The organism is Streptomyces tubercidicus (genome assembly GCF_027497495.1).
Lineage (GTDB): Bacteria > Actinomycetota > Actinomycetes > Streptomycetales > Streptomycetaceae > Streptomyces > Streptomyces tubercidicus.
The window spans coordinates 6102588-6122576 of sequence record NZ_CP114205.1 but is presented as its reverse complement, the minus strand read 5'-3'; the positions used below and the strand labels follow the sequence as shown (position 1 = coordinate 6122576).

At 70.3% G+C, this 19989-nt stretch carries 17 protein-coding genes; 4 read left to right on the top strand and 13 right to left on the bottom strand.

Annotation, left to right across the window (positions count from 1 at the left end; genetic code table 11):
- Window positions 1-40: 40 nt before the first annotated feature.
- Complete coding sequence (locus tag STRTU_RS26675) at window positions 41-982, top strand: thioredoxin domain-containing protein (protein WP_159746562.1); 942 nt, start codon at window positions 41-43, stop codon at window positions 980-982.
- Window positions 983-1072: 90 nt separating this feature from the next.
- The gene (locus STRTU_RS26670; protein ID WP_159746561.1) at window positions 1073-2713 is read left to right on the top strand and encodes an alkaline phosphatase D family protein; all 1641 of its coding nucleotides are present in this window, start codon (window positions 1073-1075) and stop codon (window positions 2711-2713) included.
- Window positions 2714-2732: 19 nt separating this feature from the next.
- Here the strand turns inward: STRTU_RS26670 and STRTU_RS26665 are convergent, their stop codons facing one another.
- The gene (locus STRTU_RS26665) at window positions 2733-3344 is read right to left on the bottom strand and encodes a dienelactone hydrolase family protein (RefSeq protein WP_174878988.1); all 612 of its coding nucleotides are present in this window, start codon (window positions 3342-3344) and stop codon (window positions 2733-2735) included.
- Window positions 3345-3449: 105 nt separating this feature from the next.
- Here STRTU_RS26665 and STRTU_RS26660 point away from each other — a divergent pair, with 105 nt between their 5' ends.
- Entirely contained in the window at window positions 3450-4544 is a 1095-nt protein-coding gene (locus tag STRTU_RS26660; protein WP_159747239.1) for a mechanosensitive ion channel family protein, read from the top strand.
- Window positions 4545-4593: 49 nt separating this feature from the next.
- On the opposite strand, the gene STRTU_RS26655 is transcribed toward STRTU_RS26660, so the two are convergent.
- The 4 genes from STRTU_RS26655 to STRTU_RS26640 all read right to left on the bottom strand — a co-directional run bounded on the left by STRTU_RS26655 (window position 4594) and on the right by STRTU_RS26640 (window position 8795).
- Entirely contained in the window at window positions 4594-6171 is a 1578-nt protein-coding gene (locus STRTU_RS26655; RefSeq protein WP_371873683.1) for a Na+/H+ antiporter, read from the bottom strand.
- 115 nt (window positions 6172-6286) lie between these two features.
- The gene (locus tag STRTU_RS26650) at window positions 6287-7228 is read right to left on the bottom strand and encodes an RluA family pseudouridine synthase (protein ID WP_159746559.1); all 942 of its coding nucleotides are present in this window, start codon (window positions 7226-7228) and stop codon (window positions 6287-6289) included.
- A gap of 70 nt (window positions 7229-7298) precedes the next feature.
- Complete coding sequence (gene lspA, locus STRTU_RS26645; protein ID WP_159746558.1) at window positions 7299-7901, bottom strand: signal peptidase II; 603 nt, start codon at window positions 7899-7901, stop codon at window positions 7299-7301.
- A gap of 120 nt (window positions 7902-8021) precedes the next feature.
- On the bottom strand, window positions 8022-8795 hold the full coding sequence (locus STRTU_RS26640; protein WP_159746557.1) for a TraR/DksA family transcriptional regulator: 774 nt from the start codon (window positions 8793-8795) through the stop codon (window positions 8022-8024).
- A 652-nt stretch (window positions 8796-9447) separates the two neighbouring features.
- Between STRTU_RS26640 and ileS the strand changes: the two genes are divergently transcribed.
- The gene (gene ileS / locus STRTU_RS26635; protein WP_159746556.1) at window positions 9448-12591 is read left to right on the top strand and encodes an isoleucine--tRNA ligase; all 3144 of its coding nucleotides are present in this window, start codon (window positions 9448-9450) and stop codon (window positions 12589-12591) included.
- Between the two features lie 188 nt (window positions 12592-12779).
- On the opposite strand, the gene STRTU_RS26630 is transcribed toward ileS, so the two are convergent.
- The 8 genes from STRTU_RS26630 to murG all read right to left on the bottom strand — a co-directional run bounded on the left by STRTU_RS26630 (window position 12780) and on the right by murG (window position 19985).
- On the bottom strand, window positions 12780-13886 hold the full coding sequence (locus tag STRTU_RS26630; RefSeq protein ID WP_159746555.1) for a DivIVA domain-containing protein: 1107 nt from the start codon (window positions 13884-13886) through the stop codon (window positions 12780-12782).
- Between the two features lie 49 nt (window positions 13887-13935).
- Complete coding sequence (locus STRTU_RS26625; protein ID WP_093645965.1) at window positions 13936-14229, bottom strand: YggT family protein; 294 nt, start codon at window positions 14227-14229, stop codon at window positions 13936-13938.
- Window positions 14230-14300: 71 nt separating this feature from the next.
- The gene (locus STRTU_RS26620; RefSeq protein ID WP_159746554.1) at window positions 14301-14921 is read right to left on the bottom strand and encodes a cell division protein SepF; all 621 of its coding nucleotides are present in this window, start codon (window positions 14919-14921) and stop codon (window positions 14301-14303) included.
- Window positions 14922-15044: 123 nt separating this feature from the next.
- Complete coding sequence (locus tag STRTU_RS26615; RefSeq protein ID WP_159746553.1) at window positions 15045-15812, bottom strand: YggS family pyridoxal phosphate-dependent enzyme; 768 nt, start codon at window positions 15810-15812, stop codon at window positions 15045-15047.
- Window positions 15764-16528, bottom strand: a complete 765-nt coding sequence (pgeF, locus tag STRTU_RS26610) for a peptidoglycan editing factor PgeF (protein WP_159746552.1) — start codon at window positions 16526-16528, stop codon at window positions 15764-15766. The genes STRTU_RS26615 and pgeF overlap by 49 nt, the downstream gene beginning before the upstream one ends.
- A gap of 13 nt (window positions 16529-16541) precedes the next feature.
- Entirely contained in the window at window positions 16542-17774 is a 1233-nt protein-coding gene (ftsZ, locus tag STRTU_RS26605) for a cell division protein FtsZ (protein WP_159746551.1), read from the bottom strand.
- 281 nt (window positions 17775-18055) lie between these two features.
- On the bottom strand, window positions 18056-18871 hold the full coding sequence (locus STRTU_RS26600; RefSeq protein ID WP_167539205.1) for a cell division protein FtsQ/DivIB: 816 nt from the start codon (window positions 18869-18871) through the stop codon (window positions 18056-18058).
- Between the two features lie 22 nt (window positions 18872-18893).
- Entirely contained in the window at window positions 18894-19985 is a 1092-nt protein-coding gene (gene murG, locus STRTU_RS26595) for an undecaprenyldiphospho-muramoylpentapeptide beta-N-acetylglucosaminyltransferase (RefSeq protein WP_159746550.1), read from the bottom strand.
- Between the last annotated feature and the right edge of the window lie 4 nt (window positions 19986-19989).

The window sequence follows — 19989 nt, the reverse complement described above, 5'->3', positions numbered from 1 at the left end:
CCGCAGCAGCAACCACATCTTTGAGGGACGGAAACCCCCCATGAGCAACCGCAACACCCAGGCCAACAAGGCCGCCGCCCGCGAGCGCATCCGGGCCGAGCGCGAGCGCCAGCAGAAGAAGGAGAGGCTGCGCCGTCAGATCGTCGTGGCCGGGGCCGTGGTCGGCGTCCTGGCGGTGGCCGGCGGCATCGGCTTCATGGTGCTGAAGGCCAACGAGCCCACCGGCTGGGAGGCCGCCAAGGACGCCAAGCCCGTCGCCCCCGCCCACACCCAGGGCAAGAACGGCACCGAGATCCTGATAGGTGACAAGAACGCCAAGGAGACCCTGGAGGTCTTCGAGGACATCCGCTGCCCGGCCTGCGCGTCCTTCGAGCAGAGCACCGGCGAGGCGCTGGCCAAGGACATCAAGGACGGCCGCTACCGGGTCCGCTTCTCCCTGTACACCTTCATCGACGACACCCCGGCCGGCGGCGAGGGCTCGAAGAACGCGCTGAGCGCGCTCGGTGCGGCGCTGAACATCAGCCCGGAGGCGTTCCTGAAGTACAAGGCGGCGCTGTACTCCGCCAAGTACCACCCCGAAGAGCAGGTGGACACCTACGGCAAGGACGCCGAGCTGCTCAAGGTCGCCGCCACGGTGCCGGAGCTGAAGGGCAACAAGGCGTTCGAGACCGCGGTGACGAAGGGCACCTACGACCGCTGGGCGCTGGACATGGGCGCACTGTTCGGCCGTAAGGGCGTCAGGGGCACGCCCACCTTCATGCACGACGACAAGAAGCTGACGATCCCCCAGGTCCCGCAGCAGCAGATGACGCAGGCGCAGTACAACCAGCTCGCGCAGGCCAACTTCCGGAAGATGATCGACAAGGAGTTCGGCCCGGCGAAGGGCTCCGGGAAGCCGGACCCGGGCAAGGGTGGCAGCGCGGGCGAAAAGGGCCAGAACGGCATCCGCGAGGGCGAAAAGGACCCCACGGCCTCCCGCTGAGTACCTTTCGGACAACGGGAGGGCGAATTCTTGGAGTTCCCCTGAATTCGCCCTCCCGGCGCCGCCTACCGGCCAGTAGGGTGAGCGGCCGTGACCGATCATGACCAGATCTCGCGCCGCACTGCCGTCACGGCCGTAGCCGCCACCGCCGCTCTTCTGCCGTTCGCCGGCGCCGCCACGGCGCACGCCCAAGAGGCCCCCGGCGCCCAGTACTTCCAGCACGGAGTCGCCTCCGGTGATCCGCTCCCGGACGGCATCCTGCTGTGGACCCGGGTCACCCCGACCCCGGCGGCCACCCCGGGCTCCGGCCGGGGACCGGCCGCCAAGGTGAGCTGGCAGGTGGCGACCGACAAGAACTTCGCCTCCGTCGTCGCCCGGGGCAGCCTGACCGCCTCCACGGCCACCGACCACACCGTCAAGGCGGACGTCCGCGGCCTGCGGCCGGCCACCCACTACTACTACCGCTTCACCGTCGACGGGCAGCACTCCCCCGTCGGCCGCACCCGCACCGCCCCCGCGCACGACTCCACCGCCGGCAACGTCCGCTTCGGCGTGGTCTCCTGCGCCAACTGGGAGTCCGGCTACTTCTCCCCGTACCGGCATCTGGCCGCCCGCACCGACCTGGACGCGGTGCTGCATCTCGGCGACTACCTCTACGAATACAAGTCCGGCGAGTACCCGGAGTTCAAGTACGTCGTCCGCCCGCACTCCCCCGCCCACGAGCTGCTGACGCTCGCCGACTACCGCATCCGGCACGGCATCCACAAGACCGACCCGGACGCGCTGGCCATGCACGCCACGCACCCGGTCATCGCCATCTGGGACGACCACGAGTTCGCCGACAACGCCTGGAAGGGCGGGGCGACCAACCACACGCCGGACAGCGAGGGACCCTGGTCCGCGCGGATGGCCGCCGCGAAGCAGGCGTACTTCGAGTGGATGCCGGTGCGCCCCTCGATCGCCGGCACCACCTACCGCCGGCTGCGCTTCGGCAACCTCGCCGATCTGCACCTGCTGGATCTGCGGTCGTTCCGCGACGAGCAGGCCAAGGTGGGCAGCGGCGCGGTCGACGACCCGAGCCGTACGCTCACCGGGCGGGCCCAGCTGGACTGGCTGAAGAGCGGCCTGGAGCGCTCGGACACCGCCTGGCGACTGGTCGGCACCTCGGTGATGATCTCCCAGGTGGCCTTCGGCTCCATCCCCGCCAAGCTGCTCGGCCCGCTCGCCGAGATCCTCGGGATACCCAAGGAGGGCCTGGCGATCAACACCGACCAGTGGGACGGCTACACCGATGACCGGCGCGAACTGCTGAGCCACCTCAGCGACCGCGGCATCGACAACACCGTCTTCCTGACCGGCGACATCCATATGGCCTGGGCCAACGAGGTGCCGCTCCAGGCGGCGACCTACCCCGCCGACCAGCCGGTGGCGACGGAGTTCGTGGTCACCTCCGTCACCTCCGACAACGTCGACGACTTCCTGCATGTCGCCCCGCACACGATCTCCATGGCCGGGGTCGCCGCCCTCAAGGCCGCCAACCGGCATGTGAAGTGGCTGGACATGGACTCGCACGGCTACAGCGTCCTGGACGTCAATGCCGAGCGCACGCAGATGGACTACTTCGGGATCTCCGACAAGACCGACCCGCAGGCCACCAGCGCGCATCTGCGCTCGTACCGCACCCGGTCCGGCTCCCAGCAGATCGAGCAGGCGGACCAGCCGGTCGGCTAGCACCCGCCCGCTGCTTCCTTCACAGCCCGGCGAGGAAGCCCAGCGCCACCTTCCAGGCGCGCTCGGCGGCCTCCGCGTCGTAGTCGGGCAGTTCGGGATCGGTGAAGAGATGGCCGGCGCCGGCGTAGCGGAAGACCTCTACGTCCGCGCCGGCCCGGCGCATCTGGAGATACCAGGCGTTCAGCCAGTCGTGCGGCTCGTACGGGTCCGGGTCGGCGACATGCAGCTGCACCGGCAGCTCGTCGGCGACGGTGTCCTCCGCGATGTCCGAGGTGCCGTGCAGCAGAAGCAGCCCACGGGTCTTCTCGTCGCCCAGCGCGAGGTTCTGGGCGACCGAGCCGCCGAACGAGAAACCGGCGTAGACCAGCCCGCGGTCGGAGTACGGCGCCACGGCCGTGATGGCCCGCTTGAGCAGCTCCTCCTTGCCGATCTCGTCCTTGATGAGGATGCCGTCCGGTACCGACTCCGCGGTCCGGCCGTCGAACAGATCGGGGACGATCACCTCATGTCCCGCGGTTCGCAGCCGGTCCGCCGCGGCATGCACCGCGGGGCGCAGCCCGCACACCGAATGAAACAGGACAATCGTCGCAAGCCCGCTGGTCGAAGACTCGGAGGAGGCCGGCACTGACATCACTTCCCTGGAGTTGGATCGCACTGCCCCCATCGTGCCAGCTACCGTCGGGAGGACCGGCAGGAGCACACCGCACGCACCACAGCGAGGAGGAACACCGTGTCCCTGGAGGCCGTGCTGCGTCCGGTCGTCGTCATCGGCGGCTCGATCGTCCTCACCCTCATCCTGGTCTGGCTCACCGACCGCGCCCTGCGCCGGATCGACGGCGCCCACCCGGAGACCCCCTTGTGGGGCCTGCTGCGGCGCTGCCGCATACCGCTGCAAGTGGCGCTGTGCACCGCCCTGTTGCGCGGTTCGTACGACGAGTCGGGGCTGAAGTTCGCCGCGGACCATGAGGCGGGCATCGGCCGGGCGCTGACCCTGGTCCTGATCGCGGCCACCGCCTGGCTCGTGGTCCGGGCCGCGGCGGCGATCGTCGAATCGTCGTACTCGCGCTATGCGGCCAGCGGCCGGGACGCGGCGCGGGTGCGGCGGGTGCGCACCCAGGTGACGCTGATCCAGCGGGTGGTGACGGCCGTGGTGATCGTCGTCGCCGCCGCCTCGATGCTGCTGACGTTCCCGGCGATGCGGGCGGTCGGCACGTCCATGCTGGCGTCCGCCGGGCTGCTCGGCATCGTCGCCGGTATCGCCGCCCAGTCCACCCTCGGCAATCTCTTCGCGGGCCTGCAGATCGCCTTCGGTGACATGGTGCGGATAGGGGACACCGTCGTCGTGGACGGCGAGTGGGGCACCGTCGAGGAGATCACCCTGACCTCGCTGACCGTACGGACCTGGGACGAGCGCCGGATCACCATGCCGGTGTCGTACTTCACCGGCAAGCCGTTCGAGAACTGGTCGCGCGGCGGGGCGCAGATGACCGGCACGGTGCTGTTCCATCTCGACCACAGCGCGCCGGTGGAGAAGATGCGCCAGCAGCTGCTGGAAATCCTCCAGGACTGCCCGGACTGGGACGGCAGGTCCTGGAGCCTGGTGGTCACGGACACCACCCCGTCCACGATCGTGGTGCGGGCGCTGGTCACCGCCCGGGACGCGGACACCCTCTGGACGGTGCGCTGCGAGGTCCGCGAGCGGATGCTGGAGTGGCTGCGCACCGAGCACGCCTACGCGCTGCCGCGGATCAGCACCGCCCCGGCCCCGCTCGGGGTCCCGGAGGCGCGCCACGGCGAGGAGCCGGACGCCCCACGGCTGTCGAAGGGCTGAGGGTCACACCACCGTCCGGGCGCGCCCCGGTGTCAGCGCGCGCCCGGCGTCAGGGCGTCTGCCGCAGACTGCGCATGTCCAGATGCCGCAGCACCCGGTCGACGATCTCCGGGTCCGCGCCCGGCTCGCTGCGGGCGGCCAGCACCTCGTGCCGGGCGGCCGAGAGCATCTCGCCCTGGATGCGGTGCACCTTCTTCATCCGGTGGATGCGCTTCTCGAACAGCTCGCGCCGCTCGTCGTCGACGATGTCCGGCGCGATCCGGGCGCCCATGTCGTACGCCCGGCGCGCCAGCTGGTCGCTGACCTCGTCGGGCAGCTCCTCGACCTCCAGGATCTCCTTCAGCCGCCGCCTGGACGCCTTGATCACCCGGAGCGCCAGCTCCCGCTCCAGCGCGTCGACGGCATCGGTGTCGGCCCGCACCCGCAGCCTGCGCACCAGCCAGGGCAGCGTGAGGCCCTGCACGAGCAGGGTGCTGAGCACCACCGCGAAGGCGATGAAGAGGATGTCGTCGCGGGCGGGGAAGCCGTCGCCGCCGTCGATGCCGTACGGAATGGCCAGCGCCAGCGCCACCGAGGCCACCCCGCGCATCCCCGACCACCACATGATGAGCGTCTCCCGCCAGCTCATCGGGATCTCCTCGTCGTAGTCGCGCCGCTTGTGCATCCGCTTGGCCAGCCAGGCGGCGGGCAGCAGCCACAGCAGCCGGACGCCGACGACCACCCCGACGACCGCGGCACCGGCGGTGAGCAGCTCGCCCCAGCGGTGCGAGGCGGCCCCGAAGATGTTGTGCAGCTCCAGCCCGATCAGCCCGAAGGCGACGCCGGTGACGAGGGTGTCGACGACCTCCCAGAAGGTGTAGCCGGCCAGCCGGCCCATCACATCGTCGGCGTCGACCGCGTACTCGGCCAGGAACAGCGCGCAGGTCAGCACCGCGAGCACACCGGACCCGCGGAACTCCTCGGCCAGGACGTAGGCGACGAACGGCACCAGCAGCGTCAGCCCGATCTGCAACGTCGGGTCACCCAGCAGCCCCATCAGCTTGTTGGTGACCCAGCCGAGCAGCAGACCGACCGCTATGGCCACGACCGCGGACAGCACCAGCGAGCCGACCGCGGCGGGCAGCGAGAAGGTGCCGCTGATCGCCGCGGCGAGCGCGACGTGGTAGAGCACGATCGCGGTGACGTCGTTGAACAGCCCCTCGCCCTCCAGGATGGAGACCAGCCGGCGGGGCAGTCCCAGCTTGCCGGCGACGGCGGTCGCGGCGACCGGGTCGGGCGGGGCGACCAGCGCCCCGAGCACGACCGCGGCGGCCACCGGCATCCCGGGCACCACCGCCTGGGCGACCGCGGCGACCGCGGCGGTGGTGGCGAAGACCAGCGCCACGGCGAGCAGGAAGATGGGCCGGAGATTGGCGGTGAACTGCCGCCAGGAGGTGCGCTGGACGGCCGCGTAGAGCAGCGGCGGCAGCACCACCGGCAGGATGAACTCCGGCGGCACCTCGACGTTGGGCACGAACGGCAGCAGCGCCAGCACGGCACCGGCGAGGGTCATCAGGACCGGCGACGGGAGCCCCAGCCGGTCGCCGACCGGAACCATGACCACGGCCCCGAGCAGCAGGATGAACATCAGAGCCAGCTGGTCCACTCGCTACGCTCCGGGGTCGGATCCGGTCATTGTCCGCCCCCAGCCTGCCACGAAGCGTCCGGCGGCCCGCCGTGGCGGCGCCCCGGACGCCGCCGCGTCAGCTGCTCTCGTCCCGGACGGTGTCCAGGGCGCGCTGCAGATCGTCGGGGTAGCCGCTCTCGAACTCGACCCAGCGGCCGTCCGAGGGGTGCTCGAAGCCCAGCCGGACCGCGTGCAGCCACTGCCGTCCGACGCCCAGCCGCTTGGCGAGCGTGGGGTCCGCGCCATAGGTCAGATCGCCGACGCAGGGGTGGCGGTGCGCGGCCATGTGCACCCGGATCTGGTGGGTGCGGCCGGTCTCCAGCTTGATGTCGAGCAGGCTGGCCGCGCGGAACGCCTCGATCAGGTCGTAGTGCGTGACCGACGGCTTGCCCTCGGCGGTGACCGCCCACTTGTAGTCGTGCTGGGGGTGGCGGCCGATGGGGGCGTCGATGGTGCCGCTCATCGGGTCCGGGTGGCCCTGGACCAGGGAGTGGTAGCGCTTGTCGACCGTCCGCTCGCGGAACTGCTGCTTGAGCAGGGTGTAGGCGCGCTCGGACTTGGCGACCACCATCAGGCCGGAGGTGCCGACGTCGAGGCGGTGCACGATGCCCTGGCGCTCGGCGGCGCCGGAGGTGGAGATGCGGTAGCCGGCCGCGGCCAGCCCGCCGATGACGGTCGTTCCGGTCCAGCCGGGGCTCGGGTGCGCGGCCACCCCGACCGGCTTCATGATCACGACGATGTCGTCGTCGTCATGCACGATCTCCATGCCCTCGACGGGCTCGGCGACGATCTCGACGGGCGGCGCGGCCTGCGGCATCTCGACCTCCAGCCACGCGCCGCCGTGCACCCGCTCCGACTTCATCACCTCGGATCCGTCGACCCGGACCTTTCCGGCGCCGGCGAGTTCGGCCGCCTTCGTACGGGAGAAGCCGAACATCCGGGCCAGCGCGGCGTCGACGCGCTCGCCCTCCAGGCCGTCCGGTACGGGCAGGGTGCGGATCTCGGGAATGGTGCTCACCCCACGAGTATGGCAGTCCCACCATGGTGTCCTGCCCGGCGGCCGGGGCCGGGCGGACGGACGGCCCGGATCAGTCCTTGTGCACGGTCCCGTCGGGGTCCAGCCCCCGGAAGGACAGGATCACGATCAGCACCCCGCCGCAGACGATCGCGGAGTCGGCGAGGTTGAAGACCGCGAAGTGCGCCGGGGCGATGAAGTCGACCACCGCGCCCTCGAAGACGCCCGGCGCGCGGAAGATCCGGTCGGTGAGATTGCCGAAGGCGCCACCGAGCAGCAGCCCGAGCGCGATCGCCCAGGGCAGGCTGTAGAGCTTGCGGGCGATCCGGAAGATGACCAGGATCACGGCCGCCGCGATGATGGTGAGGAAGATCGTCAGCGCCTCGCCCATGCCGAACGCGGCGCCGCGGTTACGGATCACCGTGAACCGCAGCAGCGTCCCGATCACCTCGATGGGCGCATGGTGCTCCAGCTTCGCGACCACGAGGAGCTTGCTGCCCAGGTCGAGCAGGTAGACGAACAGCGCGACCACGAGCAGCGCGGCGATCCGCCGCTTCCCGCGGCCCTTGCCCTGCTCCGGCCGCACCGGACCTCCCCCTTCGGACCCCGTCGCGGGATCCGCTCCGGTACCCGGTCCGGGTTCCGGCGTACCGGTGATGCGTTCCGCCTCTGCCACGTGTGAGTCCCTCAGCCCGTTGTGTCCCCGGCCGGGCCGTGCCCGGCTGAACCACGAGAGTACGGCACAGGCGTACGGGCGCGAGCGATACGGGTACCGTCCGCGCCACCGCCCGCCGCCTCAGCGGCGCTCCTGCTGCTGTTTGCACTCCACGCAGAGCGTGGCGCGCGGGAAGGCCTGCATCCGCGCCTTGCCGATGGGGTTGCCGCAGTTCTCGCACAGCCCGTAGGTGCCCGCGTCCAGCCGGCCGAGGGCCCGTTCGGTCTGGTGCAGCATCTCGCGGGCATTGGAGGCGAGCGCCAGCTCGTGTTCGCGGGTGATGTTCTTGCTGCCGGTGTCGGCCTCGTCGTCGCCCGCGCCGTCCCCGGAGTCCCGCATCAGCCCGGCGATGGCGTCCTCGGCCGAGACGATCTCCATCCGCAGCCGCGCGGTCTCCTCCATCAGCTCGGTCCGGGCCTCGGCGACCTCCTCCGGCGTCCAGGGATCCTCACCGGGCCGTACGGCGAGCTCGCCCGGCGCCGCGGCCACCCGGGCCATCGGCACCGCGGAGTCCTTGCCGTGCGCCGTGGCCGATGTGGCCGGGGTCTTCTTCGCCACCACCGTCTTGGCTCCCGTCTTCTTAGCGGGCACCGCGGCCTTTTCGGCCGGAGCCTTCTTCGCGGCCTTCTTCGCCGCCGTCTTCTTCACCACCGTCTTCTTCGCCGCCGTCTTCTTCGCGGCGGCCCGTTGCGGTGCCGCCTTCCGGGCCGTCGCCTTCTTCGGCGTGGCCGTGCCCGCGGCCGTCTTCTTGGCCGCGGCCTTCTTCGGAGCTGACTTCTTCGCTGCAGACTGCTTCGCGACGGCCTCGTCGGCGGGCGTCGTGCTCTTCTCCGCGGCGGTCTTTTTCGCCACCATGGCCGCGACCCCTTCACATATGTGACTTTGTTCGCGAATCGTGACGGGAACGATAAATCGCCCAACGCCACTCGGCAACGGGACGCACCGCCCTTCGGACCCCGGCGCCCGGCCCGGAAGTGCGGTTCGCCTGGGTTGTGCCCGCTCCCCCACCGGACGAATCCGCCCGTGGGAGGGGCAGCCGGACAGCGGCATTCGGGTCATCACGCGGGGCAGGCGCACGGCGCGGCGACCGCCCGGACCACCCCGTACGACGCTCTGCGCCGGGTCCCGTCCCCGCCGCGGAAATCCGGTCGGCCGCTGTCGGCGCCGCCCCGTACACTGGCCCCAGCGACAGGCATTGATGGGACGAGTAGCGCCGAACGCAGCCAGCAGCGACCCGGGGACGGTGGGAGCCCGGGGGTGTGCACGACGCGAAAATCACCCCGGAGCCGCCGGAAGAAGGCGTTGGACAGTGGGCTCCGCCCACGGGCATGGGACAGTGGGCGCCGCCCACGGGCCTCGGCCCCCAAGGCGAGTAGAACCGGCAGCGCGACCCCAATGAGGGGGCGGTGCGGCAGCGCACCGCCAAGGAGGGTGGTACCGCGGGAGCCCAGGCTCTCGTCCCTCCGGACGGAGAACGCAGCAGGTGTCCCGCCGGAGGAAGCCCCCGATGAGTCCGCAGCCCCAGTATCGCCAGGTACCCGCCCAGGTAGACCTGCCCGCCCTTGAGCACGCCGTGCTCGATTTCTGGCAGGAGCAGAAGGTCTTCGCCCGTACCCTCCAGCAGTCCGAGGGCCGGCCCGAGTGGGTCTTCTACGAGGGCCCCCCGACCGCCAACGGCATGCCCGGCGCGCATCACATCGAGGCGCGCGTCTTCAAGGACGTCTTCCCCCGGTTCCGCACGATGCAGGGCTACCACGTCGACCGCAAGGCCGGCTGGGACTGCCACGGCCTCCCGGTCGAGCTGGCCGTGGAGAAGGAGCTGGGCTTCAACGGCAAGAAGGACATCGAGGCGTACGGCATCGCCGAGTTCAACGCCAAGTGCCGGGAGTCGGTGACCCGCCACACCGACGCCTTCGCCGAGCTCACGACCCGCATGGGCTACTGGACCGACCTGGACGCCCCGTACCGCACGATGGACCCCGACTACATCGAGTCGGTGTGGTGGTCGCTGAAGGAGATCTTCACCAAGGGCCTGCTGGTCCAGGACCACCGCGTCGCCCCCTGGTGCCCCCGCTGCGGCACCGGCCTGTCGGACCACGAGCTGGCCCAGGGCTACGAGAACGTCGTCGACCCCTCGGTCTTCGTCCGCCTGCCGCTGACCTCCGGCCCGCTGGCCGGCCGGGCCGCGCTGCTCATCTGGACGACCACCCCCTGGACCCTGGTGTCCAACACGGCCGTCGCCGCGCACCCCGACGTCACCTATGTCGTCGCCACCGACGGCAATGAGCAGCTGGTCGTCGCCGAGCCGCTGCTGGAGAAGGCACTGGGCGAGGGCTGGACCGCCACCGGCGAGTCGTTCACCGGCCGCGAGATGGAGCGCTGGGCCTACGAGCGCCCCTTCGGCCTCGTCGAACTCGACGGCGCCAACATCGTCGTCAACGCCGAGTACGTCACCACCGACGACGGCACCGGCCTGGTCCACCAGGCTCCGGCCTTCGGTGAGGACGACCTCAAGACCTGCAAGGCGTACGGCCTGCCGGTGATCAACCCGGTCCGCCCGGACGGCACCTTCGAGGAGCAACTGGCCCTGGTGGGCGGCCAGTTCTTCAAGAAGGCCGACGAGGCACTGGTCGCCGACCTGGACTCCCGGGGTCTGCTCTTCCGGCACCTGGCCTACGAGCACAGCTACCCGCACTGCTGGCGCTGCCACACCGCGCTGCTCTACTACGCCCAGCCGTCGTGGTACATCCGCACCACCGCGATCAAGGACGCCCTGCTGCGGGAGAACGAGCACACCAACTGGTTCCCGGAGTCGGTCAAGCACGGCCGCTTCGGCGACTGGCTCAACAACAACATCGACTGGGCGCTGTCCCGCAACCGCTACTGGGGCACCCCGCTGCCCATCTGGCGCTGCGAGGAGGACCACCTCACCTGCGTCGGCTCGCTCACCGAGCTGACCGAGCTGACCGGCACCGACCAGTCCGACCTGGACCCGCACCGCCCGTACATCGACGCGGTCACCTTCACCTGCTCCCACGAGGGCTGCGCGCTCACCGCCACCCGCGTCCCCGAGGTCATCGACGCCTGGTACGACTCCGGCTCGATGCCGTTCGCGCAGTGGGGCTACCCGTACCGCAACAAGGAGCTGTTCGAGAAGCGCTACCCGGCGCAGTTCATCTCCGAGGCCATCGACCAGACCCGTGGCTGGTTCTACACGCTGATGGCCGTCGGCACCCTCGTCTTCGACAAGTCCTCGTACGAGAACGTGGTCTGCCTCGGCCACATCCTCGCCGAGGACGGCCGGAAGATGTCCAAGCACCTGGGCAACACCCTCCAGCCGATCCCGCTCATGGACCAGCACGGCGCCGACGCGGTCCGCTGGTTCATGGCCGCCGGCGGCTCCCCCTGGGCCGCCCGCCGGGTGGGCCACTCCACCATCCAGGAAGTCGTCCGCAAGACGCTGCTGACGTACTGGAACACCGTCGCCTTCCAGGCGCTCTACGCCCGTACGTCCGGCTGGGCGCCCTCCGCGGCGGACCCGGCCCCCGCCGACCGCCCGCTGCTGGACCGCTGGCTGCTCGGTGAGCTCAACACCCTGGTCGAGCAGGTCACCGAGGCGCTGGAGTCCTTCGACACCCAGCGCGCCGGCAAGGCCCTCTCCTCCTTCGTCGACGACCTCTCCAACTGGTACGTCCGCCGCTCCCGCCGCCGCTTCTGGCAGGGCGACGCGGCCGCGCTGCGCACGCTCCACGAGGTCATCGAGACCGTCACCCGCCTCATGGCGCCGCTCACCCCGTTCATCACCGAACGGGTCTGGCAGGACCTGGTCGTCCCGGTCACCCCGGATGCCCCGGACTCCGTCCACCTCTCCCACTGGCCGGTCGCGGACCGGACGCTGATCGACCCGGCGCTGTCCGGCCGGATGCAACTGGTGCGCCGGCTGGTCGAGCTGGGCCGGGCGACCCGCGCCGAGTCGGGGGTGAAGACCCGCCAGCCGCTGTCCCGCGCACTGGTCGCGGCCCACGGCTTCGCCGACCTGACCGAGGACCTGCGCGCGCAGATCGCCGAGGAGCTCAATGTGAGCTCGCTGGCCTCGCTGGCGGAGGTCGGCGGATCCCTGGTCGACACCACCGCCAAGGCGAACTTCCGTGCCCTGGGCAAGCGGTTCGGCAAGGGCGTCCAGGCGGTCGCCAAGGCCGTCGCCGCGGCCGACGCCGCCGCCCTCTCCCTCGCCCTGCGCGAGGGCACGGCGAGCGTCGAGGTGGACGGCGAGACCGTCTCGCTCGCCCCCGACGAGGTGATCATCACCGAAACCCCGCGCGAGGGCTGGTCGGTGGCCTCCGACGCGGGCGCCACGGTCGCCCTCGACCTGGAGATCACCCCGGAGCTGCGCCGGGCGGGTCTGGCCCGCGACGCGATCCGGCTGATCCAGGAGGCCCGTAAGAACAGCGGCCTCGACGTCGCCGACCGGATCGCGCTGCGCTGGGAGTCCACCGACGAGGAGGTCCGCACCGCGCTGGCCGACCACGCCGGCCTGATCTCCGACGAGGTGCTCGCCACCGACTTCGCCCCCGGCGAGGCGGACGGCGCCTACGGCCCCGCGTTCACCGACGAGAGCCTGGCCCTCACCTTCCGCCTCCGCAAGGCGTAACCGCGAACGCGGCGCGCACCGCGACACAACGAGCCCCCCGGCGCACTGTGCGCCGGGGGGCTCCGCCGTCCCAGGAGCCCCGAACCGGGTCGCACCTCGCGGACAAGTCCACACAAAAGGGCCGGGCCCCGAAGGAATGTTCCTTCGGGGCCCGGCCCTGATTGCCGACTGTGCGCGCTACGCGGACGTCAGTTGTCGTCCTCGTCGATCAGGAAGCCGCGCATCGGCGACGGCGTCTGCTGCATCGGCTGCGGGCTCTGCGGACGCACCGGAGCCATCGGCTGGGTCATCGCCGGCGACATCTGCTGCTGACCGCCGTAGGACGGACCGCCGCTGGACTGACCGGCCATGGAGTGGTTACCGCCACCCATCGACTGGCCGCCACCCATGGTGTGGTTGCCGCCCATGGTGCCCGCACCGGCCGACGCCATCGAGGGCGACGGCGGCAGCGAAGCGGTCGCCGGGGTCCGCGGCGGGGCCAGCGAGTCGTCCGCCTGGTTCTCCAGCTGACGCAGCTGGCTCTCCAGGTAGGACTTCAGCCGCGTGCGGTACTCGCGCTCGAAGCCGCGCAGGTCCTCGACCTTGCGCTCCAGCGTCGCGCGGGCCGACTCCAGCGAGCCCATCGCCACGCGGTGCTTCTCCTGCGCGTCCCGCTCCAGCGCATCGGCCTTGGCACGGGCGTCCCGCTCCAGGCCCTCGGCACGGCTCCGCGCCTCGCCGACGATCTTGTTGGCCTCGGAACGGGCCTCCGCGATCGCCTGGTCGGCGGTCTGCTGTGCCAGCGACAGCACGCGCGCCGCGCTGTCACCACCCGGGCCGCCCTGCTGGCCACCGGGGCCGGGCAGCTGCGGTCCACCGGGGCCGCCCATCGGGCCGCCCATGGGACCACCGGGGCCCATCGGGCCGGGGCCGTGACCCTGCGGGCCGTGACCACCGGGACCAGGAGGCAGCTGAGGTGCTCCACCGGGCAGTTGGGGAGGTCCACCCATCCCCTGCTGCTGCGGCGGCACCGGCTGCGGACCGGATATGGCAGCGGGCACCGGTGCCCCGGGCCTCTGCTGCTGCTCCTGCTGCTGGTCCGGTCCCTTACGCATGCCCTGCTGCTGCTGGTTCTGCGCGGCGGCGCGGGTGGCAGCGGCCAGCTTGGCGCGAAGGTCCTCGTTCTCCCGCAGGAGCCGGGTCAGTTCGGCTTCGACCTCATCGAGGAAGGCATCGACCTCGTCCTCGTCATAGCCTTCTCGGAGGCGGACGGTCGTGAACTGCTTGTTCCGCACGTCCTCGGGGGTCAACGGCATCTCTACTTCACCTCAACGTAGTCGTCGGCAATCGGCAAGACCGTATCGTTCACACCAACAACACCGACCTCACGACGGTGATCAGGATGAAAACGATGATCATCAATACGAAGAAGGACAGATCGAGCGCCACGCCCCCGAGACGCAGCGGCGGGATTACCCGCCGCAGAAGCTTGAGTGGCGGATCAGTGACAGTGTAGGCGGCCTCAAGAATGACCACCATCGCCTTGCCGGGTTGCCATGAACGGGCGAACTGGAAGACATAGTCCATCACCAGCCGGAAGATCAACACGATCAGGAAGCAGTACAGCGCGATGTAGATCACCTGACCAAAGACACTCATCTCGCGCTGTCCCTCTCCCCTTGCCTTGCTCCTGTGTTGGCCTCACGGCCCGGTGTGCCCGGTGTTGCGTCTCAGCTCTGGTTGAAGAACCCGCCCTCTGCGATACGGGCCTTGTCCTCCGCCGTGACATCGACGTTAGCAGGCGACAACAGGAACACCTTCTGCGTCACCCGTTCGATGCTGCCGTGAAGACCAAACACCAAACCGGCCGCAAAGTCGACAAGTCGCTTCGCATCGGTGTCATCCATCTCCGTCAGATTCATGATCACCGGAGTGCCCTCACGGAAGTGTTCCCCGATGGTACGGGCCTCGTTGTAGGTCCGGGGGTGGAGTGTGGTGATGCGGTAGGGCTCCCGCTCGGACACAACCTTGGGCATGATCACCGGTGCGTTCTTCTCCAGATTCGGACGGTCGGGTGTGATGGATGCCACGGGGGCGATTCGCGCGGGTCGTCCGTTTTCCGCGGCAAGCGGGGCCGGTTCACGTTGGGCCGGAGGCGTCACGGCACGGACGGGTTCCTCCCTTTCGGGGGGAATGTCGGCCTGCACTGAGTGTTGTTGACGCCGCCCCCGGTCGGGCTCCGGGTCAAGCTCGGGCTCGAACTCGTCATCGGGGTCGAACCCCCGGCCGTCGTACCCATCGTCCTCCACGAGGCCGAGGTAGACCGCCATCTTGCGCATCGCGCCGGCCATTCTCTGCGTCCTCCGCTCTGTGGTGGATCGGCTCCGTCACCAGGGGCCTTGGATCCACTCGGCCTGCCCCGCTTTTGCGGGAATGACCATATTTTGTGCTGTGGTCCGACTTGCTTGGCGACGTTACCGGAGCCGTGGTCGGACTCCGAGTACCGCAGTGCCGACGCGCACATGTGTCGCCCCGGCCGCCACGGCCTCTTCGAGGTCCGCGCTCATGCCTGCTGACACCATGTTGGCAGCAGGATGATTCCCGCGCAGGTCGGATGAGATTTCCATGAGCCGTTCAAAAGCGGCGAGTTCACGCCCCGCATAGGGCCCGGCCAGCGGTGCGACGGTCATCACACCGTCCAGTCGCAGCCCTTGGGCCCCAGCGATCTGCTCGGCCAGCGGCGCGACACCGTCCGGCGCCACACCTCCCCGCTCTCCCCGCACACCCGACTCCGCGTCAAGTGCCACCTGGATCAGGCAGCCCAGTTCACGCTCGGCGCGTACCGCCTCCTTGGCGAGTGCGGTGACGAGACGGGACCGGTCGACCGACTGAACAATTCCGGCATAACCGGCCGCGGAGCGCACCTTGTTCGTCTGCAGCTGACCCACGAAGTGCCAAGTAAGCGGCAAATCAGCACATTCAGCTGCCTTGGGCGCCGCCTCCTGGTCGCGGTTCTCCGCGACCTGCCGCACCCCCAGCTCCGCGAGCAGCCGGACATCACTCGCGGGGTAGGTCTTGGTGACGACGATGAGGGTCACCTCGTCACGCGGCCGACCGGCCTTGGCGCAGGCGGCGGAGATACGTTCCTCCACCTGTGCCAGGTTCTGCGCCAGTTGCGTCTTCCGGTCCTCCGTCACGGCGTGGCCTCCCCCAGCCCCGGGCCGGGGGTGTCCCCGAGCCATACGTAGCTCGCGAGCCGCCCCGTCGTACGGTCGCGCCGATAAGAGAAGTGGTCCGCGGATTCGCGAGTGCAGATGTGGGAATCTTCACGCACCAGCACGCCCTCCGCGGCGAGTTGGGCGCGTACCCCCGCGGTGACATCCACCGCGGGAGTGCCCCAACTGGTCGTCGCGCGGGCCTCCGGCACCACCGCGGCGACGTCGGAGCGCATCCCCTCGGGCACCTCGTAACAGCGCCCGCAGATCGCCGGTCCGGTGTACGCGATGATCCGCGCCGGCTCCGCGCCCCGCTTCACCATCGCCTCGACCACCGCCGGAACGACCCCGGCGACCAGTCCGGGCCGGCCGGCGTGCGCGGCCCCCGCGATCCCGGCGACCGGGTCGGCGAGCAGGACCGGGGTGCAGTCAGCGGTCAGGACCGCGAGCGCGAGGCCCCGGCGATCCGTCACCACCGCGTCCACCCCGGGGAGGTCGTCGCCGTGCCTGGGCCGGTCGACCACCGCGACATCCCGGCCGTGCACCTGGTTCATCCAGACCACCGCGGCCGGGTCGAGGCCCAGTTCCACGGCGGCGCGGGCACGGTTGGCGCGTACGGCTTGCGGGTCGTCGCCGACCGCACCGCCCAGATTGAGCTGATCGTACGGAGCGGCGCTCACCCCGCCCCACCTGTCGGTGAAGGCGAAGTGCGCGCCGCTCTCGTGGTGCTGTTGCCCTATCACTTCAGTGCTTCGGTCACTTCAGGAAGTCGGGGACGTCCAGTTCCTCGGCCGCGGAGTCCGAGTACGGACGGGCCGGGGGAACCTGCGGAGCGTTCGCCGGGGTCGACGGGATCTCGCCCAGCGAGGAGGAGGACTCGGCGGGTGCCGGCTCCTCGTCCCGTACGGGCACCGAACCCAGTCCGCCGAAGGACGACGAACGCGGCTCGGGCGGAGTGGCCGGACGGCTCGGAGCCGGGGCGGGCTCCTCGCGCTTCGGGGCCGACAGCGCGGAGGACTGCGCATCCCGGCGGGCCGGCGGCTGACCGCCGTCGAATCCCGCGGCGATGACCGTCACCCGGACCTCGTCGCCCAGTGCGTCGTCGATGACCGCACCGAAGATGATGTTGGCTTCCGGGTGTGCCGCCTCGCTGACCAGCTGGGCGGCCTCGTTGATCTCGAAGAGACCGAGGTCGGAGCCGCCGGAGATGGACAGCAGCACACCGCGGGCGCCGTCGATGGACGCCTCCAGGAGCGGCGAGGAGATCGCCATCTCCGCGGCGGCCACCGCGCGGTCGTCGCCACGCGCCGAGCCGATCCCCATGAGGGCCGAGCCGGCCTCCGACATCACGGACTTGACGTCGGCGAAGTCGAGGTTGATCAGACCCGGGGTGGTGATCAGATCGGTGATGCCCTGAACACCCGACAGCAGCACCTGGTCCGCGGACTTGAACGCGTCGAGCACGCTCACCTGGCGGTCCGAGATGGACAGCAGTCGGTCATTGGGGATCACGATGAGGGTGTCGACCTCTTCGCGCAGCTGGGCGATGCCGTCCTCGGCCTGGTTGGCGCGACGGCGGCCCTCGAAGGTGAACGGCCGGGTGACCACACCGATCGTCAGGGCGCCCAGCGAGCGCGCGATGTTGGCGACGACGGGTGCGCCGCCGGTGCCGGTGCCGCCGCCCTCACCCGCGGTCACGAAGACCATGTCGGCCCCCTTGAGGACCTCCTCGATCTCTTCGCGGTGGTCCTCGGCCGCCTTGCGACCCACATCCGGGTTGGCGCCGGCGCCGAGTCCGCGGGTCATTTCGCGGCCGACGTCAAGCTTGACGTCGGCGTCGCTCATCAGCAGCGCCTGCGCATCGGTGTTGATCGCGATGAACTCGACGCCCTTGAGCCCGACCTCGATCATCCGGTTGATGGCGTTCACGCCACCGCCGCCGATGCCGACGACCTTGATGACTGCGAGGTAGTTCTGCGGTGCTGCCACGTCGAAGGCCTCTCGCCTCGAGTTACGTGTCGTCGCCGCACTGCGTGTGGACGCCGACTGATGCCGATGGGACGGTTCGTATTGCCGACCCGAACCCTAACGTTGAAGTTTAGGGTTACCTGTGCCTGTGTTCCTTGCTTCCATCGTCCCTTTGGAACGAGACACTAAGTCGACAAGGCGCGCCCGTTCAACGAACACGCCGAACCTCCCGTTTTTCTTTTCACCCTATGTGATCACCCATAGTCGTAGCCATCCAGGGTGCTGGCCTGCGGCTGCGGACGTCAACTCCCTGATACGGCAGGGGCACTGGGCACCGAGATGTCGAAGTGGCGCCCGTCATGTGCCGCTTTCAGCAGCGCGGTCAGCACCTTTGCCTTCTCGGCGCCCTGTTCGCGGCTGCCCCACGCGACCGTGCGGTCGCCGGTCAGTTCGAGGGTGATGGCGTCGTAGGACCGAACGCGGACCTTCCGTACGTCCTTGCGTACGACGGTGGGCAGGTCCTGGGCGACCTTGACCGCGGCGCGCCGCAACCGGTCGATTCCGAACCGGTGCAGACTCGGGGAGTCGGATACGGCCATTTCCAGAAGCGGAACGCCCCGGGGGGCCGTGCGGACGGTGGCGAACCGGACGCCCTCGGCGTCCACTTCGACAAACTTTCCGCCCGATCGCAGCAGCAGTTCCGGCACCCTTTCGGTCACCTTCAGGCTGATTGTGTTCGGCCAGGACCGCTCGACGTCCACGGTCTTGATGCGCGGCAGCCGTGCGCGCAGCCGGCGGTCCAGCGCGTCCGTATCCACGGAGGCCAGCGGCGCGTTCATCGGGGCGTCCGCCGCGGCGACGACCTCGTGCGGTGTCAGCACCTTGGTGCCGGTGGTGCTGACGCGCTCCACCCGGAGCCAGTTCGAGGCGTAGAGGGCCCAGACGCCGAACGCGCCGAGCAGCACCGCGACGACCAGGATGATGATCAGACCGCGGCGGCTCGGCGCGCGAAAGGGAAGGCGCTGCCACCGGAATCTTCGCCCCGGGGGCGCCGCGGCGGAGGGCGGGCCGGACGGTGACTTCTTCTCGCCTCGACGGGCGGTTGCCGGTCCGGCCACGCTCCCTGCCTTCTCTCGTGCGCTACTTGTTGTGCTGCGCGATCGCCTCGTACACCATGCCGACCAACAGCTCATCGGCGTCCCGGCGGCCGAACTCGGAGGCCGCGCGCGACATCTCGTACAGCCGGTGCGGATCGGCCAGGACCGGGAGCACGCTGTTCTGCACCCAGTCCGGGGTCAGCTGGGCGTCGTCGACCAGCAGGCCCCCGCCGGCGTTGACCAGCGGCTGGGCGTTGAGCCGCTGCTCGCCGTTGCCGATGGGCAGCGGGACGAACGCGGCCGGCAGCCCGACGGCGGACAACTCGGCGACGGTCATCGCGCCCGCGCGGCAGAGCATCATGTCGGCCGCGGCGTACGCGAGATCCATCCGGTCCACGTACGGTACCGGGACATAGGGGGGCATCCCGGGCATGTTGTTCGCGTGCGGCAGTTCGTTCTTCGGGCCGACCGCGTGCAGCACCTGGATCCCGGCGCGCTGCAGGGCCGGAACGGCGGCCTGGGTGACCTCGTTCAGCCGACGGGCGCCCTGGGAACCACCGGACACCAGCAGGGTCGGGAGGTTGGGGTCGAGACCGAAGGCGGCCCGCGCCTCGGGGCGGACCGCGGCGCGGTCCAGGGTGGCGATGGTGCGGCGCAGCGGGATGCCGACGTAGCGGGCACCGCGCAGCTTGCTGTCCGGGGTGCTGACCGCGACGAACTTGGCGTACCGCGAGCCGATCTTGTTGGCCAGGCCGGGGCGGGCATTGGCCTCATGGACGATGATCGGCACCCCCAGCCGCTTGGCGGCCAGATAGCCGGGCAGCGCCACATAGCCGCCGAAGCCGACGACACAGTCCGCCTTCGTGCGCTCCAGGATCTGCTCGGCGGCCTTGATCGTGCCGCGCAGCCGCCCGGGGACGGTGATCAGTTCGGGGGTGGGCTTGCGCGGCAGCGGTACGGCCGGGATGAGTCCCAGCTCATAGCCGCGCTCGGGGACGAGCCGGGTCTCCAGGCCCTTTTCCGTACCGAGTGCCGTGATCCCCACGGTGGGGTCCTGCCTCCGCAGTGCGTCCGCGAGGGCGAGCGCGGGCTCGATGTGGCCGGCGGTCCCCCCACCGGCGAGTACGACATGCACCGAA